Below are 18,763 nucleotides of genomic sequence, written 5' to 3'. Positions count from 1 at the left end.
AAGTCCTAGTGGATCGGGATGGGATGGTACCTATAATGGGTCACCACTACCATCGAGCGATTACTGGTTTAGGGTAGAGTACAAAGAGGACGAAACTAACAAAACCTTTACAGGGCATTTTACCCTGAAGAGGTAAAGATTTAATTAAAGAATGATACCAAAAAAGTCCCTAAACAGGGACTTTTTTGGTATTTAGTTTTCAATATTTCATTAAAGTTTATAACTCAATACCTAATGTAAATATGAAGATATTTTCATTTACATTTGAAGAATAAGGGGTAGATAAACCAGAATTAAATAGTTGCTCTTCAGATTTTTGTTCGGTTCTAACAAAAGCAAAATCCAAATTATAATTTCCGAAATTAAATCCTAGACCTAGCGAATATCCTTTCCTATCACCAAGAATATTCTTATCTTGATATGGACTTTCAGAAAATTGTAACCCTCCACGTAAACTTACCCATTGTATTCTATATTCCCCTCCTAATTTTACCGTTGATGCTCCTTTTAAGGTGTTATTTATAACATTATTTAATGTTTGAAAGTGGACATCTGAGGTAGGTTTAAATTTAATAGAAGAATAATCTTTGTAAGAATAGTCTAAGCTTAGTAATCCCTTCTTCCCAAAAATATAGGCAGCACTTGCCGAAATTTTACCTGGACTACTCAGCTTATAATCATTAAATACGTTAATGATGTTGGGACTTAAAGTAGTTGTAAAAGAATTGTCATCATCTTCAAATGATGTTTCAATAAATTGAGTTGTCTCTTCAGAAATAGTAAACCAGGTAGGGGTGTCATAGGTGAGTCCAACCCTTATATTTTCATTAACTTTTGCAATAGCTCCAGCTTGCATTGAAAAACCATTTCCTAGTACAGAAAGATTGTTTTCAAAATCAATAGTTTTAATAAAACTGTTGCTATTATTATTTCCTTCAAATAAAAATGTACTTTGTCTATAATCTATAGTATGTGCATTGAAATTAATACCAAAATAATAATCATCTTTATATTGAGTGCTAATATTAAATGAATATTTTCCCACATATCCTCGAGTGAGAAGTGCATAATCCTGACTGTAAACCCCTGATCCAAAATTAGAAGTATAGGCCGTATTTGATGGGTCATTTTCAACTGGGTCAAAAATATAGGCTTGGTATCCTAGAAATGCATTTTGAGCTATTGTTCCTTCGGTTTCTCCTAAGAATGCGTAGAGGTCTGAAATAGATTCTCCACTTCTTAATTCTAACAAATCTAATGGAATTCCCTGAGCTTGGTCCAAAAAGAAATTACCAACACTCCTTGGGCTATTTCCACTTACAAAAACTTCATTATCATAGTTATTATGCGTATTGAAATTAATTCCTAAGCTAAATTTCTTCCAATTGGAACTTTCATCACTATTATCGAACACGAAAACAGCGCCTAAATTGGCAATATCAAAATCTGAATACTCATTTTTTACTGTTGAGTTGAAATAAGAATTGCTATTTGATTTATTAAAAACAGAAAAGGTTAATGCCATAGTATTTTCAAGAAATACAGAACTTCCTGCGGGATTAATGTCTAAAGCAGAAAGATCACCTCCTAAGGCTCCAAAAGCACCACTTAATGAATTAAACCTTGCAGTTCCCTGAATATTTTCAGAGCTATATCGTAAGGCATCAACCGTGTTTTGAGCGTTTAAAATAGAGAATGAAACTATCCCTATGAGTAAGAAAATTTTTCTTTTCATTTAGTTAAAATTGAATATGAAACAATGTTTATTCGCCTCCTCGACCGCCGCCTCTTCTTCCACCGCTGCTTCTTGAAGATCCACCACCACCTCTGTTAATAGATCCAGAACTTGGGCGACTTGTAGAGGGTCTTGATACATTAGGTCTTGTGTTTGAACTCGGTCTTGTGTTATAACTAGGACGAGTATTTGTGCTAGGACGATTATAATCTACTTTTGGTCTAGAGTTGCTAGGCCTAGTATAACCAGAATTAGGTCTGGAAGAACTTGTGTTTGGCCTTCCTCTGTAGGTCGAGTTGCCTCGAGAATACCTTCTTGAACTTTCAGAATTACTATATCCTCTTCTTGAAGAAGTGGCATTAGATCGACCTCTATTGTAGGCAGATCTACCTGCTATATAATCACTATTTCTTCTACCTCTATTATAATTTGCGGCATAATATCCTCCATGGCCGTAATATCCATTATAAATGTAGGGGTTGTAGTAATAAGGGGGACAGTACCAAGGGTTGTAAAATCCACCCCAGTAGCCAACATTCCAGCCCCAATAGGGATTTCCCCAATAGCTATAATATCCCCAAGGACGATACCAACCACCATAACCCCATCCATGACCATACCAGCCTCCATACCAGCTATTATAACCCCATCCAGCGCCTGCCCAGCCAGTATTATAAACATTTATGGTAACATCACTCGTGTTACTTCCCCAGCTTCCATAGCCTTCTTCATATTCATTTTCTTCTGTAATTATATAACCTTCGTTGTCCAAGCTTTCGGTAGTAGAGTAGGCTTCAATGTCCGTGAAAATTACATCTTCCTCTGGAAGTTCTTCGTAAAGGCTTGATTTTGATTTAAAATATTGTTTGTAGTAGTTATTCTTACTGTCTGCTTCAGATTCTGTTGCGTATTCGGTATTTGTTTCAGTATTAGAAGTGTATATGCCATCATTATCTACCACTCTCTGTGAAGAACTACAGCTAACTATAAATAGAGAAACTATTCCTAAGAATAAGAAAGGAATAGACTTTTTGAGGGAAAATATAATGGTTTGCATAACACTGAATTTAATATTGTTGGACATCATAAAAATAAGTAGTTTTGCCGAGACAAAATAACTTTTAACATATGCACAATATTTGTGCCAAATAAAGGATCATGGGAAAAAACTTGACCACACGTGCAGAAGACTACTCAAAATGGTATAATGAGCTGGTAATCAAGGCAGATTTAGCTGAAAATTCGGGAGTAAGAGGGTGTATGGTAATAAAACCATACGGCTTTGCCATTTGGGAACGTATGCAAGCAGAATTGGATAGAATGTTTAAAGAAACAGGGCATCAAAATGCTTATTTCCCTTTGTTTATACCAAAATCTTACTTTAGTAAGGAAGCAAGCCATGTAGATGGGTTTGCCAAAGAGTGTGCTGTAGTTACTCACTATCGCTTAAAAAATGATCCTGATGGAAACGGTATCATCGTTGATCCTGAAGCAAAATTAGAAGAGGAACTCATTGTTAGACCTACTTCCGAAACTATTATTTGGGACACGTATCGTAAATGGATACAATCCTATCGAGATTTACCACTTTTAATAAATCAGTGGGCCAATGTGGTACGTTGGGAGCTTCGTACTCGATTGTTTTTAAGAACAGCCGAATTTTTATGGCAGGAAGGGCATACGGCCCATGCTACAAAAGATGAAGCTATTGCGGAAGCAGAACAAATGATGAATATCTATGCGGAGTTTGTAGAAAACTTTATGGCAATTCCCGTAATTAAGGGTTTAAAAACAGAAAGCGAACGTTTTGCAGGCGCGTTAGAAACCTATTGTATTGAAGCGTTAATGCAAGATGGTAAGGCATTACAAGCTGGAACCTCGCATTTTCTTGGGCAAAATTTTGCAAAAGCTTTCGATGTAAAGTTCGCCAATAAAGAAGGGAAGCAAGATTATGTTTGGGCAACCTCTTGGGGTGTTTCTACGCGTTTAATTGGAGCTTTAATTATGACCCATAGCGACGATAATGGATTGGTGTTACCTCCTAATTTAGCCCCCGACCAAGTTGTTATTGTACCAATTTATCGAGATGACGAGCAGTTTGAAGCTACTAGTAATGTTGCAAACGAGCTCATGGCAGAACTTAGGTCTTTAGGAATTAGAGTGAAGTTTGATAATAGAGATACGCACAAGCCAGGCTGGAAATTTAATGAATATGAGTTGAAAGGAGTGCCTGTAAGGATTGCTATTGGACCCAAAGATGTTGAAAATGGAACTGTAGAAGTAGCTCGCCGTGATACACTTTCGAAAGAAATGATGAATAAATCTGAAGCGGCTTCAGCTATTAAAGAGTTGCTAGATGAAATTCAGAAAAATTTATTTACAAAAGCGATAGATTTCAGAAAGGAAAATACAACTGAAGTTTCTTCGTATTCTGAATTTAAAGAAGTGCTTGAAAGTAACGGAGGCTTTATTTTAGCACACTGGGATGGAACACCCGAAACAGAAGAACAAATAAAGAATGAAACAAAAGCAACCATTCGTTGTATTCCTATTGATGCTGATGATGCATCTGGAAGTTGCATGGTTACTGGAAAACCATCCGCTAGAAAGGTAATTTTTGCGAAAGCATACTAAAATTTTCAAAAAAAATTATCGAGTACTTGTAGCATTTAAAAATTGTTGTATTTTTGCATCCGCAATAAAAAACCAATGGTCCGTTCGTCTAGGGGTTAGGACGCCAGGTTTTCATCCTGGTAACAGGGGTTCGATTCCCCTACGGACTACAAATAATTAAGATAGAATAATATGGCTAATCATAAATCAGCTTTAAAAAGAATCAGAAGAAACGAGTCTAAGCGTATCGTTAACCGTTACCAACATAAAACTACTCGTAATGCGATGAAGAAGCTAAGAGAAATGACTGATAAGAAAGAAGCAGAAAAATTGTTTCCTGAAGTGGTTTCTATGTTAGACAGACTAGCTAAGAAGAACATTATTCACGCTAATAAAGCTGCAAACTTAAAGTCTAGCCTAGCTAAGCACGTAGCTGCTATCTAAGAAAATTTTGGTTTTACATTAAATTGGAAACTCCTTCAGAAATGAGGGAGTTTTTTTATTGTAGCACATAATAGTTTAAAAGCGTAAACACTCCAATTACTAGGATAAGTACTAAAGATATCCTTTTGAATTTACTTTGCGGAATATAATTCAGGATTTTCTTTCCTATAAAGGTACCCACAAGTCCAATAACAAATAGGAAGGGAACATATTTTATTTCTTCGCTACCAATGTATCCATTTTGGTAATAGACAATAGTCCTGGAAAAGTCAATCATAAAATCGATAAAGGCAGATGTGGCGATAAATACGCTTTTCTCCAAATTAAAAGCAGCCATGGTAAGTCCTCGAATAGCGCCACCGGTGCCCAAAAGACCAGCAGTAAGTCCAGAAAGGCTTCCACCAATAATCGATTCCTTTTTTTCGGCTTTGATAACAAGGTTTTTTTTTATGAGAAATAAGAGGGCTAATGCAATTAAAAACACACCCAAAATAACTTCGAGATAATCACTTTTAACAATTTTTGAAAGATATCCACCCAAAATTACAAAGACTACAGAAGGCGCGCCTATATACAGTAACAGAAACTTATTGAGTCCCTTTTTGAATAAAAAAATCTTACTAAGGTTACTCGATAAATGAAAAACTGCCGTAAGTCCTAATACTGTATAAAAATCGAAGTAGAAATTGCCTATGGGAACAAAAAATACTGAAGAACCAAACCCCCCAATCGTTCCTATTATTTCAGCAACTAGCGCTAATAGGAGAAAGGATTCTTTTAAATTCATTCATTCTTTAAATTAAAAGGGAACTAAATTGCTATAATCTCCATTATTACGAGCTATATCCCGAACAATCGTAGAAGAAATATGTGAAACCTCCGGTGAACAAACTAAAAATACGCTTTCCACTCCTGCCAACTTAGCATTATTTTGAGCAATGGATTTTTCATAAGAAAAATCGAGAGAGTTTCGTAATCCCCGTAATAGAAATTTGGCATCTACCGAATGACAAAAATCAACTGTTAAGCCTTTATAACTTGCTACTTTAATTTTAGGATTTCCTTCAAATGCCTTTTCGATATATTCTATCCGTTCTTCCAAGGACCACATATATTTTTTATCGGCATTACTGCCAATAGCCACAATAATTTCATCAAAAAGTAAAAGTCCTCTTTCTATAATATCTATATGACCTAAGGTAATAGGGTCGAAGGAGCCTGGAAAAACTGCGCGATTCATAAAATAAAGATACTACTATTTTTGAAAAGCATTTTCAATAAGAATACCGAAAAACTGAGTTAACGTCATTCCTGCTTCACGCACCTGTTTTGGTACAATACTTTCTTTTGAAATTCCGGGAGTTGTATTAGTCTCTATAAAATGAGGAACACCGTCTTGAATGATAAACTCACTTCGAGTAATTCCTTTCATATTGAGCAGATGATATATTTTTTTAGCTTCAGTTTTTACGGCATGAGTTTCTTCTTCACTAATTCTAGCAGGGGTAATTTCTTGTGATTTTCCAAGGTATTTTGCTTCGTAATCGAAGAAATCATTCTCTGAAACTATTTCGGTAGGGGGGAGCACAACTAATTCACCTTTATCTGTATAAACCCCTACGGAAACTTCGGTGCCCACCAATGCGGTTTCGATTATAATCTCGCTATCTTCTTTAAAAGCTTTTTCAAGGGCTGGAGTCATTTCTTCAAAAGAATGTACCTTACTTACGCCAAAACTGGAACCGGCTCTACTAGGTTTTACAAAGCAAGGGAGTCCCACTATTTTTAATATTTCTTCAATGGCAATTGTATCTCCTTTGTTTACATAATAGGAGTTGGCACATTTCACCCCGAAGTTTTTTAACACCGAAAGACAATCTCTTTTATTAAAACTCAACGCCGCTTGATAAAATCCTGTACTAGTTTGGGGGATTCCCAGTAACTCCCAATAGGCGGCTAAAAAGCCATCTTCGCCGGGTGTTCCGTGGATGGTATTAAAAACAACATCGGGAATAATAGTGGAATCTCCATTACTAAAACTGAAATTACCCTTTTCGACAGGATATTTTTTACCACTGGAATCAACGTGAAACCATCCGTCCTTTAAGATATGAATAGGATAAATGTGATACTTTTCTGTATCTAAGGATTCACAAACAACCCCACCACTTTGAAGCGATATTACATATTCGCTAGAATATCCGCCCATCGCAACGGCTACATGTTTTTTTGCCATACCAAAACTAGATTAACTTCGTTAACAAAAATATCACTATTACCTATAAACTTACTAAAATTCGATTTACTATTTTTGCTTTCTAACTACAACGTATGTCTTTTTTAAAATTTCTTTTTACCAAAACCTTTCTTAAACAATTAGGATATGCCGTTTTGGTGTTATTTGGATTGTCGCTCATTATTTTGTGGTGGCTTCGGTTTAGCACAAATCACGGACAACAAATTGAAGTTCCAGACTTAGCAAAAATGACATTGGAGCAAGCAGAAGAAGCACTCGACGATTTAGATTTAAAATTGGAAGTAATGGATACTACTAATTATAATCCAAATTTTCCATACAAAACAGTAATTGAGCAAATACCAAAAGCTGGTAAATATGTCAAAGAAAATCGAAAAATCTACCTATCTATTAATCGTTCAGGATATCCAATGATAGAGGTGCCACCTGTAGTTGGGAAAACTATGCGTCAAGCAGAACCCACCTTGAAAGCAGTAGGGTTTGAAATTGGAAAAATTAATTACAGACGATATATCGCTAAAGACGAAGTTTTAGAGATATCTTTCGAAGGAAAGAAAATTAATCCGGGAGATAAAATTCAAAAGACATCTGTGATTGATTTGGTGTTGGGTGATGGAAATGGCGGATTAAATAGAGAGGAAGTTCAAGAAGTTCAAGAGGAGCTTGACGTTAATAGCAATACAACCGAAGAAAATGGAGAGAATTAATGGGCCAGAAGTCGAAGAACAAGGTAATGATGATCTCTATGAGCATTTTCGGTTTGTAGCCGACAAAGGGCAACAACCCCTTCGAGTGGACAAGTATTTAATGAACAAAATTGAAAATGTCACTCGAAATAAAATTCAGAAAGCTGCCACAGACGGTAATATTTACGTTAATAATAACACAGTAAAATCTAATTACAAAGTAAAGGCGGGCGATGTGGTGACCGTGATGTTTGAGCATCCGCCCTATGAGTTTTTACTTACTCCAGAAGACATTCCGCTAGACATCGTGTATGAAGACGATGCAGTGGTTGTTGTAAATAAACCTGCGGGGATGGTGGTACATCCGGGTCACGGAAATTACAGTGGTACACTCATAAATGCACTTACTTTTCATTTTGAAAATTTACCCAATAACTCTAGTAACCGCCCTGGTTTAATTCACCGAATTGATAAAGACACCAGCGGACTTCTAGTAGTGGCCAAGACTGAAGAAGCCATGACCCATCTGGCAAAACAGTTCTTCAATAAAACCACCGAAAGGGAGTATGTGGCACTAGTCTGGGGAAATTTTGATGAAGAAGAGGGTACTATCGAAGGGCATATTGGGCGTCACCCAAAAAACCGTTTACAAAACACCGTGTTTTTAGGGGAAGATGCCGATGAAAAAGGAAAGCCAGCCGTTACCCATTATAAAGTCATTGAAAAATTGGGTTATGTAACGCTACTGTCTTGCCGACTGGAAACGGGGCGTACCCACCAAATTAGAGTGCATTTAAAACACATTGGGCATACCTTATTTAACGACGAACGCTATGGCGGTGATAGCATCTTAAAAGGCACGCATTTTACCAAATATAAACAGTTTGTAGACAATTGTTTTAAAATATTACCACGTCAAGCATTGCATGCACGCACTTTAGGATTTGAACATCCCACCACAGGTGAAATGATGCGTTTTGAAACGCCTATCCCAGAAGATATGGTCGCTTGTCTAGAAAAATGGCGTAATTATTCACAGCATGTCATAGAATAGACTTTCTTTATCCTAAAATTGGTTCAAAAAATTACTTTCGTTTTTATTGGGAATAAATCTTTGTATTTTTACTGAAAAGATTGAAAAATGAAAATTGTACTCTCGCCTGCAAAGTCACTCGATTTTGAATCAAAATTACCCATATCAAAACACACCGAAGCTGCTTTTCTTCAAGAGGCAGAGCATTTAAATAAGTTGCTGAAAAAGAAGTCGGCTAAAAGTTTATCTAAACTCATGAGTATTTCTGATGCGTTGGGGCAACTTAACTATGAGCGTAACCAAGAATGGAGTCTGCCCTTTACCTCAGATAATGCACGCCCTGCCGTGTATGCTTTTAGTGGTGATGTGTATCGCGGATTGGATGTGTATACCCTTCCGAAGGATAAAATTGAGTTTATGCAAGAGAGTCTTCGTATTATTTCTGGGCTCTACGGAATCTTAAAACCATTGGATTTAATGCAGCCCTACCGATTGGAAATGGGGACTCGAATGCCCGTGGGTAAAAACAAAAACTTGTATGAGTTTTGGAAAAAGAAAATTACCCAAAAGCTAAATGAAGAATTAGAGGACGGTGAACTCTTTGTGAATCTTGCCAGTAATGAATATTTTAAAGCCATCGATACCAAACAACTAAAAGTACCCGTCATCACGCCCGTTTTTAAAGATTTAAAAAATGGTGAATACAAAACCATTATGACTTTTGCCAAGTTAGCGCGTGGGTATATGACGCGGTATATCCTAGACACCAAAGCCAAAACGCTAGACGATCTTAAGGGGTTTGATTACGAAGGCTATCATTATAGTGAGCCTATGAGTAATGATGGGGAGTTGGTTTTTATAAGATAGTTTGTTCCACCACACCCATCCATATCCGCCATTTATTCCAAAAAATGCCACCAAACTTATTGTAGGCACTTTACCACCACCACGTTTTACAACGAAGGAGTTTAGGGAAGGAGATGTCAACTTTTGTTATGGAAGCAGAGATGGGCAACTGTGGCCTATTTTAAATGAAATCTTTCAGCTTGATTTAAAATTTGAAACAACGGAGGAAGCCATCCTTCAACGAAAAGAATTTCTTAAAAATAGAGGGATTGGGATTTGTGATATTGTACAATCGGCGAGGCGTGACAAAGTAGATGCTAGTGATTTGGGCATGCAGGATTTAGAGCTTAGGGATTTGATACAAATACTAGAAGTTTTTCCAAAAATACATACGCTTCTTTTCACTGGAGGCAATAGTAAAAATGGCCCCGAATATCACTTCAGAAAGTTGCTAAAGGAATATGATATAAAGTTCAAAATAATTTCAAACGTAGTGCCTAGAATGCATCAGTTTACGCATCCCAAAACGCAACAACTCATAAAAACAGTTTCGCTTATTGCGCCTTCTGGGGCAGCAAATAGGGCGGTAGGAAGCTTGCAGGAATACAAAGACCTAAAAGTAAAACACCCCGAAATGAATACTGTCCATTTCAGGGAGCTTCAGTATAAAAAATTCTTTTAATTATTTCTTATTTCTCTGTTCACGAATGGTTTCGGCATCAATGTTAAAATCATTCGTATTTTGGTTTATATTTCCCGTTGGGTTTGTTGGGTGTTTCTGTTCAACAGTTCTTTTAAATTTCTTGTCCATTTTGTTATTTTTTTTGATTCACTTTAATATAACAAAAAGGGATGTTAAAAACCGCTAAGGCAAGTATAAAGGGTTGTTAAAGTTGTTATAGTTGATAAGTGAAAACTTCTAGATGCGAATTATTACTTACCACAACATAGTGAGTAACACCTCCTATGGTTACTTGTTTTACATCTTTAGCATCAAATGGAATATAAGGCTCGTATTGTTTCTCTGCTACATAGTTTCCATTTCCATCACCAAGTAATACGTAGCCAAAATTACCATCGTAACGTACCGTTTCTACTTCGGCGTCATAAAGTCCGCCCACACCCAAAATATCTAAGTTTCCGTCTCCGTTTATGTCCTTTACAAGGGTTGCCATCGTGGGGCCCATTTGCGCGTCATTAGGAAGGTGCACCACTTTAAAATTTCCATTGCCTTCATTAAAAACTAGGACACTTTCAAATTCGTGGGCTTGTAGTTTAAAAGCATCTTTAAGCTCGTCTTCACCATAAATATCTTTAAATTCTAGGTGCGCAAATTCTTTATAGGTTTTGATTTTATCCAATAAAAATGGGTTTTGTTGCGAGCTACATTCTTTCCCTCTTACAGGCACCACCTTGCCGTTGCTTATTTTGCTCATCGCCACATCAAAAGTTCCATTATTATCAAAGTCTTTAGCCGATATAAAAAGCGGTTTTTCTTTGGAGGGATGAAACTTATTGTTAGCTCCTAAATTCCCAAGGATATAATCTATATCACCATCACCGTCAAGATCTGCTTGGGTAGCACTAAACCACCAGCCCTCTAAGTTTTCTAAGCCTTTTGCAGCCTTATCTTTTGAAAACGAACCTTGATTGTTTTTAAAAAGGGTAGGAGTCATCCATTCTCCCACGAGCAGTAGGTCTTTATCGTTGTCGCCATCATAATCTGTGAAAAGAACTTCGGAAATCATACCCACGTTTGCTAGCTCCTGATTTTCTGAAGTGACATCTACAAATTTTCCACCTTCATTTTTTAGTAGAAAGGATTGTGGTGTTAAGGGGTATTTACCTGGAACTACATTTCCTCCCACAAAAATATCCAAGTCGTTATCTCCATCAATATCTGATACAGCGATGGCCTTCCCAGAAACCAACATTTTAGGTAACGCGGTAGCATCTTTTTTAAAATTACCCTTCCCATCATTTGTATAGAGCCTATCCTGAAGCAAAGGACTATTTTCTTTTAACTCGTATCCTGCACTTACTACATACAAGTCTAAATCTCCGTCGTTATCGGCATCAAAAAATAGTGCATTAGCATCTTCGTATTGTTTTTCGGACTGCCATAAATTTTCATTGGTAGCTAAAAAACTACCATCAGTTTTTTGGATATATAAAGCTGCAGTATTGCCACCAGCATTCCCAACAAAGAAGTCTTCCAAGCCATCGCCATTGACGTCCCCCACGGTCAATTTAGTCCCTTTGGAAGATTGCTTTTGTGGGATAAGTAATTGAAGCGCATAATCGTCGAAAGTATTTTCAACGTGTTTGTAGTTTATTCCTAAATCAATTGGATTTATGGCTTTTTTCTTCAACCGTGTAGTTTCGAAACTTAAGTTGCCCGTTTTGGCTTTATTATAATCTATTGTCACTAGTTGATTAGACTTTGTTTTGCCAATTTCAGAAATTTTTCCATCGGGCCATATAACGCCAATTCGTTTTACTTCTTCAGAATTTCCAAGTCCGAAGTTTAAAATAGGTGTTACAGAAGACTCATAACCGCGATTAAGGAAAAGCTCTTGTTTTTGCTGCCCTTTTTCAGTTTCAATAAACACTTTTGACCCAACACCAAAGATATTTTTATTAGGGCCTTGTAGTTTAATTTGAAGGTATTTATTTTGGCTTTGGTTTTCAAAAATGCCACACTCTGCATTTAAATTATTTACGATTAAATCTAAATCGCCATCGTTATCTAAATCTGCATACGAAGCCCCATAGGAATAGGTAGGCATTTCTAATCCCCATTCATTGGATTTTTTTGTAAAGGTGAGATCACCATTATTTTGATAAATATAATTCTCAACGGGTTGCGAAGGAAAAGAATTTAAAACAGAATCCAGCGTCATCGATTCACCACGAATCATGACCTCTTTTAATTTGTTCCTCGCATCTTGATTGGTATAATCTCTGTCGACCCCATTGGCAATAAAAATATCCTTGTAGCCGTCATTATCAAAATCGGCTAAAAGTGGTGCCCAACTCCAATCTGTTTTTGCAATTCCGCTCATAAGTGCAGACTCCCTAAAATTACCCTGACTATCTCCCCATTGCAAGGTATTAGTCATATATTGATGATGATACCCAATTTTAACCATGGTTAAAAAATTAGGAGTACTCATGGATGCCATGTTTTCTTTGCTTTTTACATGGCTTTCCGAAACCATATCCAAGGTTACTAAGTCGTTATGCAAATCATTGTTGAGGTCGGCAAAGTCAGATCCCATGGAGAAATTTGAGATATGCTTCATCCGTTCATTGATTTCATTTTTGAAGGTGCCATTTTTCTGATTTATGTAGAGAAAGTCGGGCTCCATAAAGTCATTTGCTACATAAATGTCGTCCCAACCATCATTGTTAAAATCTGAAATCACGCCACTTAATCCCCATGCTTTATTTACCAACCCAGCTTCTAAAGTAACATTGGTAAAGGAGTTTCCATCATTTCTGAATAATTGATCACTAGTGTTTTCTTCAATTTGTGCTTGAATTTTACTATTAATTCGACCGTTATTTTGAAAATCGTAGCGGTGATTCACTAAGTAAAGATCCAAATCTCCATCGCGGTCATAATCTATAGGATAGGCTTGAGTTGAATATCCTGGACTATCAAGTCCAAAAGTTTTCGCAGATTCAGTAAAAGTGCCATTTTTATTGTTAATAAACAGGAGGTTCCTTCTGCCGTTATCGTCTCCTAAAGAACCAGCCTTACAAACATAGATATCTAGCCAGCCATCCCCATTTGCGTCCCACATACTAACCCCCGTTGAAAAGCCCGTATAGTCTTCAGTTTGTGATGTAGTGGTAATGTCTTCAAATTTTAAGTTACCCTTATTTTTATAAAGTTTATTAGGCCCAGCATTTGAAACAAAATAGAGGTCAATCAAGCCATCATTATCAATATCTCCTGCAGCAACACCAGCACCCGTATAGATATACATATAATTCATGAAATTGAAATCTGCCGTTTGGATCATTGAATTTCTAAATGCAATACCAGATTTGTCACTATCCAATTTTTTGAATAGCGGCATTACTTCATCAGTAGCACTATTGGTATCTGTTTTGGAATCATTACAAGAAAGAAGTAATAATAAGCCGCAAAACAATGCTAATACTGGCTTCATATTAAAGGAAATTAAAAATTCTTTATGAAGTTTAAAATATTAAAGTTTAAACTTTTACGGATTAAAAGTAAATATTTCTAACGGTGCATTATTACTAACTACCATGAAATATGATTTACCATTTATGGTAATATCTGTAATATCTTTAGCGTCTTTATCCACAAAAGGATCATGTTCTTTGTTATATTCAAAGTTTCCTTTTCCATCTCCTAAAAATACATACCCATAATTACTATCGTATCTTATAGTTTCAACTTCGGCATCATAAATATTACCAATTCCAATAATATCGAGATTACCATCTCCATTTATGTCTTTTGCTAAAGTGGATAGGGTTGGACCCATTTGCGCAATTTTAGGTAATTTTTTTACCTCAAATTTTCCGCCTCCAAGATTTTCCACATAAACAGATTCAAACATATGAGAAATAAGTTTAAAAGCGTCTTTAAGTTTATCTTCTCCATAAATATCTTTAAACTCTAAGCTAGCAAACTGCTTGTAGGTTTTAATTTTATCAAGTAAAAATGGATTTTGCTCACTACTACACTCCTTTCCTCTAACAGGAACCAATTTGCCATCGCTTATTTTACTAAGGGCTACATCGAAACTTCCGTTTTCATCAAAATCTTTTGCATAAATGTAAATGGGTTTTTCCTTTTTTGGTTGAAACTTATTATTATTTCCAATGTTACCCAAAACATAATCATCATCCCCATCGCCATCAAAATCTGCCGCAGTAATGCTAAACCACCATCCTTCAGTTTTCTCTAAACCAGAAATATTGGAAGCTTTAACAAAGACTCCATTATTGTTATTGAAAAGGGTTGGGGCCATCCATTCTCCAACGACCATAAGGTCTAAGTCTTTGTCATTATCATAATCTGTAAATACTGCTTCGGAAACCATTCCCACATCGGAAAGTGAATTGTTTTCTGAAGTAACATCAATAAACTTCCCACCTTCATTTCTTAAAAGATAAGATTTTCCAGGAAGTGGATATTTTTTTGGAACAAGATTCCCGCCTACAAACAAATCTAAATCACCATCGCCATCATAATCTGCAGCGGCAACCGCTTTTCCTGAAGCTAGCATTTTAGGAAGCGCATTAGCATTTTTGGTGAAATTTCCTTTTCCGTCATTAATATATAAACGATCTTGCAATAATGGGCTGTCTTCCGCAATTTCATAACCAGCACTTACCACATATAAATCTTGATCACCGTCACCATCGGCATCAAAAAAGAGGGCGTTTGCATCTTCGTATTTGGCTTCAGTATTCCAAAGGGAAACGTTATTTTTCGTAAATGTTCCATCTTGATTTTGTAAATAGGATGCTGCTGGTGCACCTGCAGCATTTCCAACAAAGAAATCCTCAAATCCGTCATTATTTATATCAGCTTTTACAATACCAGTACCCTTTGTAGATTGTTTTTGAGGGATTAATAACTGAAGCGAAAAATCGTTAAAGTAATTCTCTTTTTGTTCGTAGTCTATTCCTATTTCTGAAGGATTTAAGCTTTGTTTTTTGGATTTGTATGAAGTTAAGGCAAAAGGGTCATTTACAGCTTGAGCATAATCAATTTTTAAAACTTGATTGCTTTTAGGAGCAGTAACTTTTGATATTTTACCATCAGGCCATGAAACGATAACTTCTTCAATTTGAGAAGCATCCCCTAATCCAAAATTTAATACAGGGGAGACAGAAGACTCAAACCCTCTAGCAATATACATCTCTTGAAACTGAGTTTCTTTATTGGTTTTAACATATACATCTGCACCAATACCAAGACTATTGGTTGCAGTGCCTTTAAGGGCTATTTGCAAATAATTTTCATTGGCATTGTTTCTATATAATCCAATTTCATCATTAGTGTTATTCACGATAAGGTCTAAATCGCCATCATTGTCAAAGTCTGCATAGGCTGCACCATTAGCAAAATTAGGATCTTTTAATCCCCATTCTTCAATTACTTTGGTAAATGTAAAGTCGCCATTATTCTTGTAAATGTAATTGTCTAATTTTTCGGAAGGCATTAAATCTAATACCTGTTGAAGCGTCATTTGTTCCCCGCGAGCATTTCGGGCTCTAAGTTCGGTTCTAAAATCTTGATTGTTGTAATCTTTATAAACACCATTGGTTATGAAAATATCCTTTAACCCATCATTATTAAAATCGGCAAGCAAGGGAGCCCAACTCCAGTCTGTTTTAACAACACCACTTAACTGTGCTGTTTCTTGAAATTTTCCGTTTCCTACATTATAATGAAGCATATTGGCCATATAGGCATGATGATATCCAATTTCTACCAAAGTCATAAAATTTGAAGTACTCATCGATGCCATGTTTTCTTTACTTCTGGCATAATTTTCGGCTAGCATGTCTACCGTAATTAAATCGGGTAAAAGGTCATTGTTTAAATCGGCATAATCACTCCCCATACTATTAAAGGAGATATGATTCATTCGCTCTTTAATTTCATCTTTAAAAGTGCCATTTTTCTGGTTGATATACATGATATCTGGTTCTAGATAATCATTAGAAACATAAATATCTTCCCAGCCATCATTATTAAAATCACCTATAGCTCCAGAAAGCCCCCAAGCTTTATTGTAAATACCCGCTTCACCAGTAACTTTTGTAAAAATAGTGCCATCGTTTCTATACAATTGGTCACTTGTGGTTTCTTCAATTTGGCTTTGAAGGTCTCCACTAATTTTGGTGTTATTTTTAAAGTCGTAACGATAATTCAATACGTATAAATCTAAATCCCCATCTTTATCATAGTCTAGTTGAAATACCTGAGTGGTATAGCCAGGGTCATCAATACCCCATTTTTTTGCCTCTTCCTTAAAAGTACCGTCTTTTTGGTTTACAAATAGTAAGTTTCGTCTGCCTTCATCACTATCCATAGAACCTGCTTTCGATACATAAATATCGAGCCAACCATCATTGTTTATATCAAGCATGGTAGCCCCGGTAGCAAAACCTTGATAATCTTCCGTTTTAGAAGAAACCGTTATGTCTTCAAATTCAAAATTACCTTTGTTTTTATATAGTTTGTTTGGTCCAAAATTAGCTGTAAGATACACATCCACTAAACCGTCATTATCAATATCGCCCGTGGCAACTCCAGCGCCTGTATATAAGTAAGGGTAATTAAGAAAATTAAATTCCAAATCTTCCCGTATCATATTTTTAAATGTGATTTTTGAAGTTTCAGAGGTTATTTTGGTAAATAAGGTTGTAGCGCCATCGGTGTAGCCACCTTTTTTATCAGATTCTGAAGAATTATTCGTGTTGCAAGAGATAAAAATTAGCGATACAAAAATCGCAATTTTAAAAGGTAAATAATTGGTTTTCATTGTTTTTTAATTTGAATGAAACAAATATAATAAACTTTGGTGTTCAAATAGAAAGATTAAGTTGGTAAGGTTGGGTATTTTTTGTTTTAAATCTTACAGCAAGTTTTTTTTCCAGTAATTAATTTTTTCGTATTTTAACACCCTGTTAACAATAACTGATTAATCAAAATTACATTTATGAAAAAAATTACACTAATTCTTATGGCATTTATAGCTTCCACTTGCATGTGGCAGATAAATGCCCAAACCTATTCGGGAGCGACAGGACCTGTGCCAACAACTGGTACATCTGGTACTGCACAGTTTATAGTTAATGTTCCTCTTACAGGTACCATTGGAGTAGATTATGAAATAGATAATCTTACCATTACCAACATGACTCATACCTTTGATGGCGATCTAGACATCTCCTTAATTGCACCAAGTGGCGAAATTATGTTACTTGCAGGTGGAAATGGAGGTTCTGGTGATAACTACATTGGGACTGTGTTTAATAATAATGCAAATCCATGTATAGAATCTGGAGCAGTTCCTTTTACAGGTACTTGGGAGCCTGAAGGAGGTCTTACAGTTAATGCAGAGGGTGATTGTACTACCAATCAAATATTTGCTACCGTATTTAATGGTGTAAATGTTAATGGTAATTGGATTTTAAACGTACTGGATAATTTTTCAGGTGACTCTGGATTTATGAATGCTTGGGAAATCACTTTTAATTCTCTTGGACCAGCGCCTATTACCGAGTGTGGAAATGCACCAGAAGCTATTCCTAATGCGGGAACTAGTGGTCTTATGAATCCATCTGTTGCAACAGTAGCAGACCCTGGAACAATAGGTACTAATTACACCATTAGTAATGTCACAGCTAATATTACTCATACCTTTGCTGGGGATTTAGAGATTGTAATTGTCTCCCCAGGAGGAACGAGATTGGCATTGTGTACGGATAATGGGGGTTCTACAGGTACAGATGTTGCTGCTAATCTTGTATTTACAGATGCTTCTGCCAATAATATTGGAGGATGGGATTCTGGTGTACCATTAGCAGATTATCGTGCCGAAGGAGGAGGGAATACCTTCCCGGTCTCTTTTGGTGATGGCCCAGGAGAAGATATGAATACCGTTTTTGCGGGGCAAAGTATTACTGGAAACTGGACGCTAGAAATAAATGATGATGCTGGAGGAGATACAGGTACTTTAAATAGCTATTGCATTACTTTTGATCCTATCCTTGTAATTGGTAACCCACCAGTAATTTCTTGTCCAGCAAATATTACTGCATCCAATGCTGCAGGGCAATGTGGTGCCGTAGTAAACTTTGCGGGTACGGCGATAGACGTTGAAGATGGAAACATTTCTGGAGATATTATTTCAACGCCTCCAAGTGGAAGCTTTTTTCCTGTGGGTACGACTACAGTAACCATGGAAGTAACCGATAGCGATGGAAATACTGTTTCTTGTGATTTTGATGTTACTATTGAAGATAACGAAGATCCGGTAATTGCTTGTCAAGACATTACGGTAGAATTAGATGCCAATGGAGATTATAACTTAACACCAGGTGAAGTACTTGCAAGTTCAAGTGACAACTGTGGTATTGCATCG

Annotated in this window: 16 protein-coding genes and 1 tRNA gene; 9 read left to right on the top strand and 8 right to left on the bottom strand. The window is 36.3% G+C overall.

All coding sequences use genetic code 11. The features are described 5' to 3' along the window. The coding region (locus tag KXJ69_RS13815; protein WP_219053666.1) for a T9SS type B sorting domain-containing protein at positions 1-136 on the top strand (136 nt) is incomplete at its 5' end. Positions 137-217: 81 nt separating this feature from the next. Here KXJ69_RS13815 and KXJ69_RS13560 read toward each other — a convergent pair. Beyond that, on the bottom strand, positions 218-1,735 hold the full coding sequence (locus tag KXJ69_RS13560; protein WP_219053664.1) for an OmpP1/FadL family transporter: 1,518 nt from the start codon (positions 1,733-1,735) through the stop codon (positions 218-220). A 28-nt stretch (positions 1,736-1,763) separates the two neighbouring features. Continuing rightward, positions 1,764-2,792, bottom strand: coding sequence for a hypothetical protein (locus KXJ69_RS13555; RefSeq protein WP_219053663.1), 1,029 nt, complete (start codon positions 2,790-2,792; stop codon positions 1,764-1,766). Positions 2,793-2,893: 101 nt separating this feature from the next. On the opposite strand from KXJ69_RS13555, the gene proS reads away from it, so the two are divergent. The 3 genes from proS to rpsT all read left to right on the top strand — a co-directional run bounded on the left by proS (position 2,894) and on the right by rpsT (position 4,792). After that, positions 2,894-4,369, top strand: a complete 1,476-nt coding sequence (gene proS, locus KXJ69_RS13550) for a proline--tRNA ligase (RefSeq protein ID WP_219053662.1) — start codon at positions 2,894-2,896, stop codon at positions 4,367-4,369. Between the two features lie 77 nt (positions 4,370-4,446). Continuing rightward, positions 4,447-4,518: transfer RNA gene (locus KXJ69_RS13545), tRNA-Glu, on the top strand. Between the two features lie 22 nt (positions 4,519-4,540). Next, the gene (gene rpsT, locus KXJ69_RS13540; protein WP_219053661.1) at positions 4,541-4,792 is read left to right on the top strand and encodes a 30S ribosomal protein S20; all 252 of its coding nucleotides are present in this window, start codon (positions 4,541-4,543) and stop codon (positions 4,790-4,792) included. A 55-nt stretch (positions 4,793-4,847) separates the two neighbouring features. Here rpsT and KXJ69_RS13535 read toward each other — a convergent pair whose 3' ends face one another. From KXJ69_RS13535 to KXJ69_RS13525, 3 genes are read right to left on the bottom strand one after another with little or no spacing between them, the layout of a single operon-like run. Continuing rightward, on the bottom strand, positions 4,848-5,579 hold the full coding sequence (locus KXJ69_RS13535; RefSeq protein WP_219053660.1) for a sulfite exporter TauE/SafE family protein: 732 nt from the start codon (positions 5,577-5,579) through the stop codon (positions 4,848-4,850). 12 nt (positions 5,580-5,591) lie between these two features. After that, a complete protein-coding gene (gene coaD, locus KXJ69_RS13530; RefSeq protein ID WP_219053659.1) occupies positions 5,592-6,032 on the bottom strand; it encodes a pantetheine-phosphate adenylyltransferase in 441 nt (146 codons plus the stop codon). Between the two features lie 15 nt (positions 6,033-6,047). Then, a complete protein-coding gene (locus KXJ69_RS13525; protein ID WP_219053658.1) occupies positions 6,048-7,028 on the bottom strand; it encodes a D-alanine--D-alanine ligase in 981 nt (326 codons plus the stop codon). Between the two features lie 95 nt (positions 7,029-7,123). On the opposite strand from KXJ69_RS13525, the gene KXJ69_RS13520 reads away from it, so the two are divergent. The 4 genes from KXJ69_RS13520 to KXJ69_RS13505 all read left to right on the top strand — a co-directional run bounded on the left by KXJ69_RS13520 (position 7,124) and on the right by KXJ69_RS13505 (position 10,296). Next, a complete protein-coding gene (locus tag KXJ69_RS13520; RefSeq protein WP_219053657.1) occupies positions 7,124-7,756 on the top strand; it encodes a PASTA domain-containing protein in 633 nt (210 codons plus the stop codon). Beyond that, positions 7,743-8,789 (top strand): RluA family pseudouridine synthase, encoded by a 1,047-nt coding sequence (locus tag KXJ69_RS13515; protein WP_219053656.1) that lies wholly within the window; start codon positions 7,743-7,745, stop codon positions 8,787-8,789. Before KXJ69_RS13520 ends, KXJ69_RS13515 begins: the two co-directional genes overlap by 14 nt. 87 nt (positions 8,790-8,876) lie before the next feature. Next, on the top strand, positions 8,877-9,635 hold the full coding sequence (gene yaaA, locus KXJ69_RS13510) for a peroxide stress protein YaaA (protein WP_219053655.1): 759 nt from the start codon (positions 8,877-8,879) through the stop codon (positions 9,633-9,635). A 1-nt stretch (position 9,636) separates the two neighbouring features. Beyond that, complete coding sequence (locus KXJ69_RS13505; protein WP_219053654.1) at positions 9,637-10,296, top strand: uracil-DNA glycosylase family protein; 660 nt, start codon at positions 9,637-9,639, stop codon at positions 10,294-10,296. Here KXJ69_RS13505 and KXJ69_RS13755 read toward each other — a convergent pair whose 3' ends face one another. The 3 genes from KXJ69_RS13755 to KXJ69_RS13495 form a co-directional block, all read right to left on the bottom strand. Continuing rightward, the gene (locus KXJ69_RS13755; protein ID WP_255571393.1) at positions 10,297-10,425 is read right to left on the bottom strand and encodes a hypothetical protein; all 129 of its coding nucleotides are present in this window, start codon (positions 10,423-10,425) and stop codon (positions 10,297-10,299) included. 85 nt (positions 10,426-10,510) lie between these two features. After that, the gene (locus tag KXJ69_RS13500) at positions 10,511-13,795 is read right to left on the bottom strand and encodes a VCBS repeat-containing protein (RefSeq protein WP_219053653.1); all 3,285 of its coding nucleotides are present in this window, start codon (positions 13,793-13,795) and stop codon (positions 10,511-10,513) included. Between the two features lie 54 nt (positions 13,796-13,849). Beyond that, positions 13,850-17,158 (bottom strand): VCBS repeat-containing protein, encoded by a 3,309-nt coding sequence (locus tag KXJ69_RS13495; RefSeq protein WP_219053652.1) that lies wholly within the window; start codon positions 17,156-17,158, stop codon positions 13,850-13,852. Between the two features lie 177 nt (positions 17,159-17,335). Here KXJ69_RS13495 and KXJ69_RS13750 point away from each other — a divergent pair. Continuing rightward, the coding region (locus KXJ69_RS13750; RefSeq protein ID WP_255571392.1) for a proprotein convertase P-domain-containing protein at positions 17,336-18,763 on the top strand (1,428 nt) is incomplete at its 3' end.

Source organism: Halomarinibacterium sedimenti (assembly GCF_019312585.1).
In the GTDB taxonomy this organism is placed as follows: Bacteria; Bacteroidota; Bacteroidia; order Flavobacteriales; family Flavobacteriaceae; genus Halomarinibacterium; species Halomarinibacterium sedimenti.
The sequence above is the reverse complement of the archived record's forward strand: the minus strand, read 5'-3'. Positions and strand labels throughout refer to the sequence as shown.

Bases quoted from the DNA above. Each gene is read 5' to 3' on its own strand.
- KXJ69_RS13515 (WP_219053656.1), top strand. From the start codon at position 7,743: ATGGAGAGAATTAATGGGCCAGAAGTCGAAGAACAAGGTAATGATGAT.
- rpsT (WP_219053661.1), top strand. From the start codon at position 4,541: ATGGCTAATCATAAATCAGCTTTAAAAAGAATCAGAAGAAACGAGTCT.
- yaaA (WP_219053655.1), top strand. From the start codon at position 8,877: ATGAAAATTGTACTCTCGCCTGCAAAGTCACTCGATTTTGAATCAAAA.
- KXJ69_RS13755 (WP_255571393.1), bottom strand. From the start codon at position 10,425: ATGGACAAGAAATTTAAAAGAACTGTTGAACAGAAACACCCAACAAAC.
- coaD (WP_219053659.1), bottom strand. From the start codon at position 6,032: ATGAATCGCGCAGTTTTTCCAGGCTCCTTCGACCCTATTACCTTAGGT.
- KXJ69_RS13495 (WP_219053652.1), bottom strand. From the start codon at position 17,158: ATGAAAACCAATTATTTACCTTTTAAAATTGCGATTTTTGTATCGCTA.
- KXJ69_RS13520 (WP_219053657.1), top strand. From the start codon at position 7,124: ATGTCTTTTTTAAAATTTCTTTTTACCAAAACCTTTCTTAAACAATTA.
- KXJ69_RS13560 (WP_219053664.1), bottom strand. From the start codon at position 1,735: ATGAAAAGAAAAATTTTCTTACTCATAGGGATAGTTTCATTCTCTATT.
- KXJ69_RS13535 (WP_219053660.1), bottom strand. From the start codon at position 5,579: ATGAATTTAAAAGAATCCTTTCTCCTATTAGCGCTAGTTGCTGAAATA.
- KXJ69_RS13500 (WP_219053653.1), bottom strand. From the start codon at position 13,795: ATGAAGCCAGTATTAGCATTGTTTTGCGGCTTATTATTACTTCTTTCT.
- KXJ69_RS13525 (WP_219053658.1), bottom strand. From the start codon at position 7,028: ATGGCAAAAAAACATGTAGCCGTTGCGATGGGCGGATATTCTAGCGAA.
- KXJ69_RS13555 (WP_219053663.1), bottom strand. From the start codon at position 2,792: ATGCAAACCATTATATTTTCCCTCAAAAAGTCTATTCCTTTCTTATTC.
- proS (WP_219053662.1), top strand. From the start codon at position 2,894: ATGGGAAAAAACTTGACCACACGTGCAGAAGACTACTCAAAATGGTAT.